3 protein-coding genes are annotated in these 6,743 nt (G+C 39.5%); all 3 read left to right on the plus strand.

Annotation, left to right across the window (positions count from 1 at the left end; genetic code table 11):
• Window positions 1-1,193 precede the first annotated feature (1,193 nt).
• Window positions 1,194-2,567: a hypothetical protein gene (locus tag AAAT87_RS14850; protein WP_349226854.1), complete on the plus strand. Its 1,374-nt coding sequence runs from the start codon at window positions 1,194-1,196 to the stop codon at window positions 2,565-2,567.
• 380 nt (window positions 2,568-2,947) lie between these two features.
• On the plus strand, window positions 2,948-6,103 hold the full coding sequence (locus tag AAAT87_RS14855) for a leucine-rich repeat domain-containing protein (RefSeq protein WP_349226855.1): 3,156 nt from the start codon (window positions 2,948-2,950) through the stop codon (window positions 6,101-6,103).
• A gap of 253 nt (window positions 6,104-6,356) precedes the next feature.
• A complete protein-coding gene (locus AAAT87_RS14860) occupies window positions 6,357-6,701 on the plus strand; it encodes a PD-(D/E)XK nuclease family transposase (RefSeq protein ID WP_349226856.1) in 345 nt (114 codons plus the stop codon).
• The last annotated feature ends 42 nt before the right edge of the window (window positions 6,702-6,743 follow it).

The raw sequence follows: 6,743 nt of genomic DNA on the forward strand, positions 1-6,743 counted from the left end.
ATCTCAAGGAGGTTTGCGTTCACGCTGCGCATTACGATGCTGTAGTTAATCATACTCTGTTCTGTGTTTAAGAGTTCTTGTAAATCACAACTACCCAGAAAGCCCGTTTCCTTGTGCTTTTGGGGGTCTTAATAGATGACCGGCGCCTGCCATCATTTAAGCCCCGCCCCGGTCTTAATAGATGACCGGTTTTCGGCACAATAGGCTGTTCCTTCGATTGCCGGTGCAAAGATACAAAATTTCAAAGGCGAAAGCAAGTTTTTATCGGAATAAGATGGTAAAAATGGCGTAAGTGGCTGATATACAAATATGTAACTATTGACGATATTTACACGTTTCGTTTCCACCAGCATTTTCCTTTCGTTCTGAAGGTGGGCAGAAGCTTTTACGTCTTCTGGGTCATTTCGGGTCAAAGTCATTTCGGGTCATTTTTATTTTCGGGGCGCAAAGTCACTCATAGTATAATATAAATATATTTATATTATACTATGGCTGAAAATGACATTGCATTTTCAAAATGACCCGAAATGACTTTGACCCAAAATGACCTGATAGAGGGTTTGATTTGATTCTAAAAGATGCAACGCTGTATTGTTGTAAGATGTTGTTTAATAGTAAGATATTGCCCGTTAGTGAAAGTTGTACTTTCTCAGAATTGTATCTTTAAAAGCTATAGATTCTCTTCTGTTTTTCTATACTCTCCCTCTTCGTTTTGTCTTGATATTGTGTAAATTTGTTAGTTTATTTCTGATTTTTTGCCGTTTTTCAAGCAGAAAATACTCATTTCCCATCTTATTTTGGACATTCTGCGGGTGTGAAAATAGCCTTTTGAGCCTCATTTTCTGGGCTCCGAGCGTGTTTTTCTGCCAGCCTTTTGCAAATGCTCTCTCTCTCATTTTTATTTAGATAATGCAATATTCTATAACAAAGGAATGTGGTTCTAATTGGTATGAGATTGAATACTAAATAGATAGAATAAATAGATGGGTGTGATAATATCTGATGTTTCAAAAAGTTGCAAAAATGCGATAAAATGGTGATTTTTTCTTGTTTAAAAGGCTTTTTTTCGTTTTTTGTGTTTATATTCTATAGTAATCGTTGATTTTTCGCCATTTTTTTGTAACTTTGAGGGGCCATTTCTATGTACCGCATGGAATCGGCGGTTGAGTTCGTAATTAAACAACATAAACACAATGGAATCAGAATACCTATACAATACCGATAATCGTTACGGTTTTCGTCTGAAAATCAAATCAGAAGAAGACCTGTTTGTTATAGATGAGGCTACAGGAACCAAGAAATACACCCCTATAACCAAAGAAGATGTTGCCCTGTTTAAGAGAGAGGCTGAACATTTATGTAAGGAGATTCAATATGCTATAGAAGACATTCAATGGAATACTGGAAAGCATAAGGGTCTTACCTATTATTATCATATTTACCAAGACCTTGCCGAGCAATTGACAGATTTTCTTAAATATATTCATAAGCTCCATAAGAAAGTCTATATTACCATATATAAGAGCTATGATAATGAACTGATGGCTATCTATACAGAAATCTTAGAGAAGGTGCTGAATGACATTCAGACCATCGCCCGAAAGCATGCAGACTATCTGCTGGATGTGGAGGAGTATGGTCAGATGCCCAGTGGCAAAGATCTTTTCAAGCTGTGTGAGAAGCAGGAGGCTCCGGCTGACGCAGACCTTTCGAACTATGAGTCTCACTACAAGAACTTTATCTCTAGCGGATTGAAGTTGGCTTTGGAGAAGACCGTCGCCACGGTTACCTACATATACAGAGAATTTACCGATTTGTACAAGACCCGAGTTCTCCGCACCGACCACGAAGCTGCCATCATTTATCATTACATCAAGCGAGATTTCGATGAGCATACGTTACCTGCTCATCTGGAGCATGTAGCCAAGGTACAGAAGCGTCATCTGAAAGAGAGAAGAATAGAGATTACCACTTTGAGCTTACAGAAAGTGATGAGTGAAGTAGAGGGGAAATTCAACAATTATGCGCTGTGTTCAGTCTGGTTCAATAATGTGGAGGATGAGGAGAATGAGGAGGAGCTTGTCCACATGCTTGTAAGAGAGGAGGCTTCGCCCGGGGATTTTGAAAATCTGTTTATGTATCAGGGTGAGCATAATATGTTGGCGGTAGAAATAGCCAGGGCTGATGAGTATGAGCGACATGGCGATTCGTTCTTTGCCAACTGGGTGGATCCAGCCAAGCTGAAGGAGAAGCTGGAGTTCTGGCTAAAGGGCAACATCACGAAGCAGCAGGACTGGTACATTGTGTGGTGTCTGATGAAATATACGTTCCATATGGTGAAGGAGGATAAGGACAAGTCAGCCTTTGCCGCCCGCATGAACCTGATGTTTCCGGAAGTAGAAAAGAGGTGCGTGGTGGAGTCGTTCCGCAAGCAGGAAACGCAGATGAACCACAACCGCCATTTCTCGGAGTGGCTTGAAGGCTCCGATCCCGATTATCATACCGCCCAGGAGCTGTATTATAAGCTGGAGAAAAGAGAGGATTTTATGAGAAGTTTTGGTGTTTGAAACAAGAGATGGGGAAGGTGCGATGGGGGAGGTGCACCTTCCCCATTTCTCTCTATATATCTCTTTCTTTTCCTTCTTTTTGAAAAAAAACTAGAATTCCTTGGCAGTTTCAATTAAAAAGTGTATCTTCGCAGCAGATTTATAGAATCTAAACTGATTCTGTTTTTGCAAGTAAGCTCCACACGCCCTGAAAGGGCAGAAGCTCCTAGCCCAGGGCAATCGCCCTGGGTATAATAGCAATCAGCAAGGCGCCCTGTAAGGGCAAAAGCTTAAAAATACCTTGTAATTGTCATGTTTTCTTTGTTGTTTTTCAATTTAATGTGTATCTTTGCAATGTCGAATGAAAATACGACTAAAAACAATTAATAAAAGAACATAGTATGCAGTATCCAACAATATTAGAATATGTAAAGGCCATTCAAGATGCTGGTAACAATCTTGACAAGTTGGCTCACCTGACTCCCGTATTAGATAATCACGGAGAGCCATATCACATTAGTGGTGCTTTTGCCGTGGTGTTTAAAATGCAGGACAAGAGTACTGGGAAGTATTATACCCTCAAGTGTTTCTTGAAAGATCAGAAGGAATGTGCCGATGATGCGTGTTATCAGATTGATGATGAACAGAATATGGTTGGGGCTTATTCGCACAGTACTTCTGCAAAGTATTTGGATTGGGAACTCTTAGTTCAGAGTCAAGACAAAGTGGAAAAATTTCCGGTACTGTTGGCAGATTGGATAGACGAGAAATCGATGATAACTTTTCTGTCAGTGAATGAAGATATGACAACATCAACAATACATGAAAATTTTAATGAGGCTATTACAGATGAATATGGAGTGACATATAGCAAAGACGGGAGAAAATTGTTAAGATCGCCAAAAGAACTTGATGGAAACTATTCAATTAAAAAAGATACAAAGATTATTTGTGATTGGGCATTTGAAGGTTGCACTTCTTTGCGTAGTCTTGTTGTTCCCGAGAGTGTTATAAGCATTGGAGAGAGTGCATTTGATGGGTGCACTTCTCTGAGTAGTCTTGTTATTCCTAATAGGGTAGTGAGCATTAAAGGCAATCTCTTTTGCGGTTGGTATGGCGAACTGAAATGCTTGTCGCCGTACTTTATTTATGAAAATAATGTGTTATTTGATAAAGACAAAAGTACAATTATCTCTTTTAGAGACCAAGACACAACATCTTATGTCATCCCAGCTGGAGTAACTAGCATTGGTGATTGTGCCTTTGAAGGTTGCGAATCTTTGAACAGTCTTGTTATTCCTAATAGTGTAACTAGCATTGGGGAGAGTGCTTTTTCCTTTTCATCTTTGAGCAGCCTTGTTATTCCAGATAGCATTACCCGTATTGAGGATTGTGCATTTGAATATTGTGAATCTTTGAGCAGTCTTGTTATTCCTAATAGCGTTACCAGCATTGGCGATAGGGCATTTGTATATTGTAAGTCTCTGCGTAGTCTTGTTATTCCTGATAGTGTAACTCGCATTGGGGATAGGGCATTTGATCATTGCGAATCTTTGCATAGTCTTGTTATTCCCGACAGTGTTACTAGCATAGGGGCTTGGGCATTTCGAAGTTGTCGTTCCTTGACAGATATTGTTATTCCTGATAGCATAACTAGCATTGTGACTGGTGCGTTTAGTGATTGCGAGTCTTTGAAAAGTTTTGTTATTCCCAATAGTGTAACTAGCATTGAAAATTGTGCATTTAGTGGGTGCAAATCTTTGCGTAGTCTTGTTATTCCTGATAGTGTTACTAGCATATTTTGGGATGCATTTCATGGCTGCGAATCTTTGAGCAGTCTTGTTATTCCTGACAGCGTTACTAGCATTGGAAATAGTGCATTTTATGGGTGCAAATCTTTGACAGATATAGCTATTCCTGATAGTGTTACTAGCATTGGAAATAGTGCATTTTCTGGTTGTTCTTCTTTGAGCAGTCTTGTTATTCCTGATGGCGTAACTAGTATTGAAAATTGTGCATTTTTTTGTTGCAAATCTTTGACAGACATAGTTATTCCTGATAGTGTTACTAGCATTGGGAATGAGGCATTTGAAGGTTGCTCTTCTTTGAGTAGCCTTGTTATTCCCGATAGTGTTACTAGCATTGGAAATAGAGCGTTTTATGGCTGCAAATCTCTGTGTAGTCTTGTTATTCCTGATGGTGTAACTAGTATAGGGCATGAGGCGTTTAAGGATTGCTCTTCTTTGAGTAGCCTTATTATTCCTGATAGTGTTGCTAGTATTGTGGATAGAGAATTTACATATTCATCTTTGAGCAGTCTTGTTATTCGTGCTACTGGATCGAGTATTGTGGATAGAGCCTTTAAAGGTTGTATTTCTTTATGTTATCTCGCTATTCATGCTAAAATTGTTATCCCTGATGGTGTAACCAGCATAGGAGACAGCGCATTTCGTGGTTGCACTTCTTTGACTAGCCTTGTTATTCCTGACAGTGTTACCAGCATTGGGATTGGTGCTTTTTGGGGTTGTAAATCTTTGACAGACATTGTTATTCCTGATAGTGTTACCTGTATTGAGAATAGTGCATTTGAAGGTTGCTCTTCTTTGAATAACGTTGTTATTCCTGATGGTATAACTCGCATTGGGAAAAGTGCATTTAGGGGTTGCGAATCTTTGAGTAGCCTTGTTATTCCTGGTGGTGTGACTCGCATTGGGGATGGTGCATTTAGGGATTGCGAATCTTTGAGTAGCCTTGTTATTCCTGGTGGTGTGACTCGCATTGGGGCGAGGACATTTTTTGGTTGTAGTTCTTTGAGTAACATAGTCATTCCTGCCAGTGTAACTAGTATTGGGGATGAGGCATTTGGATATTGCAAATCTTTGAGTAGTCTTGTTATTCCTGATAGTGTTACTAACATTGGTGATTATGCTTTTTATTGTTGCTATTCTTTGGAAAGTCTTATTTTCCCGGATGGTGTTACTAGCATTGGGGAATATGCATTTAGGGGTTGCGAATCTTTGAGCAACCTCGTTATTCCTAATAGTGTTACTAGTGTTGGAAAGTGTGCATTTTATGATTGCTCTTCTCTGAGTAGTATTGTTATTTCTGATAGTGTAACCAGCATTGGGGAGAGGGCGTTTTGGGGGTGCTCTTCTTTGAGTAGTATTGTTATTCCTAATAGTGTTACTAGTGTTGGAAAATGTGCATTTTATGATTGCTCTTCTTTGAGTAGTATTATTATTCCTGATAGCGTTACAAGCATTGGGGATAGTACTTTTTGGGGTTGCTCTTCTTTGAGCAGTCTTGTTATTCCTGATAGCGTTACTAGCATTGGTGTGTGTGCATTTAGGCATTGCTCTTCTTTGAGTAACGTTGTTATTCCAGATCGTATTACAAGCATTGGGTGTTATGCATTTAGTGATTGCTCTTCTTTGAGCAGTATTGTTATTCCAGTGAGTGTTACTTACATTGGGCATCATGCTTTTGCAAATTGCAATCTCCCAAATACTCTTAGACAAGAATTAAGTTCCCGTTTTGGTGATAAAATATTTTGGTAACTATGGTTGAACTTGTTAAAGGCATCTTCTTCATGGAATTGTGAAGGAGGTGCCTTTAATGTTTGAATTTTTAAAGCTTTTGCCCTTACAGGGCGCAAGGTTGATTGCTGGTTTACCCAGGGCGATTGCCCTGGGCTAGGAGCTTCTGCCCCTTCAGGGCGTGTGGGGGCAAACTTGCGACAGTTCAGATCTTCACCTTTCACTCTCCTTATTGCTTTCTTTTCTTATTTTTCATAGAAAATTCTAGAAATTCTTGGTAGTTTCAATAAAAAAGTGTATCTTCGCAGCAGACGTTGCTTTGAGGGAGAAGTTTAGCTACTCCATATTTTCTGATAAGCTTCGTTTCATCTATCTTTCTCTTCCCTTCTTTGATAAGAGTGAGGAAGAATGCGAGACTGGTTTTGAAAAATGGATTTATGTATTGAAATATATGGAAGTATTGGAAAGATTGCCGTTTACGGCGCAGAAGAAGATATTCGATCATCTAGCTAAATTGGCGGATGTTCGTTGCTTGAGTAGTGAGGAGCAGGAAAAATACGATGAAAGTATTAAGGCTGTTGATGATTTGACGATAGCGCTGTATCGGTACCACGCGTAGCGGTGTAATCGGTACCATGCTATCACTGCAATCGGTACCGCT

Source organism: Segatella sinensis, assembly GCF_040095255.1.
In the GTDB taxonomy this organism is placed as follows: Bacteria; Bacteroidota; Bacteroidia; order Bacteroidales; family Bacteroidaceae; genus Prevotella; species Prevotella sinensis.

What these genes read in the sequence shown, in the direction of transcription:
- AAAT87_RS14855 (WP_349226855.1), top strand. Translation starts at nt 2,948, where the DNA reads ATGCAGTATCCAACAATATTAGAATATGTAAAGGCCATTCAAGATGCT.
- AAAT87_RS14850 (WP_349226854.1), top strand. Translation starts at nt 1,194, where the DNA reads ATGGAATCAGAATACCTATACAATACCGATAATCGTTACGGTTTTCGT.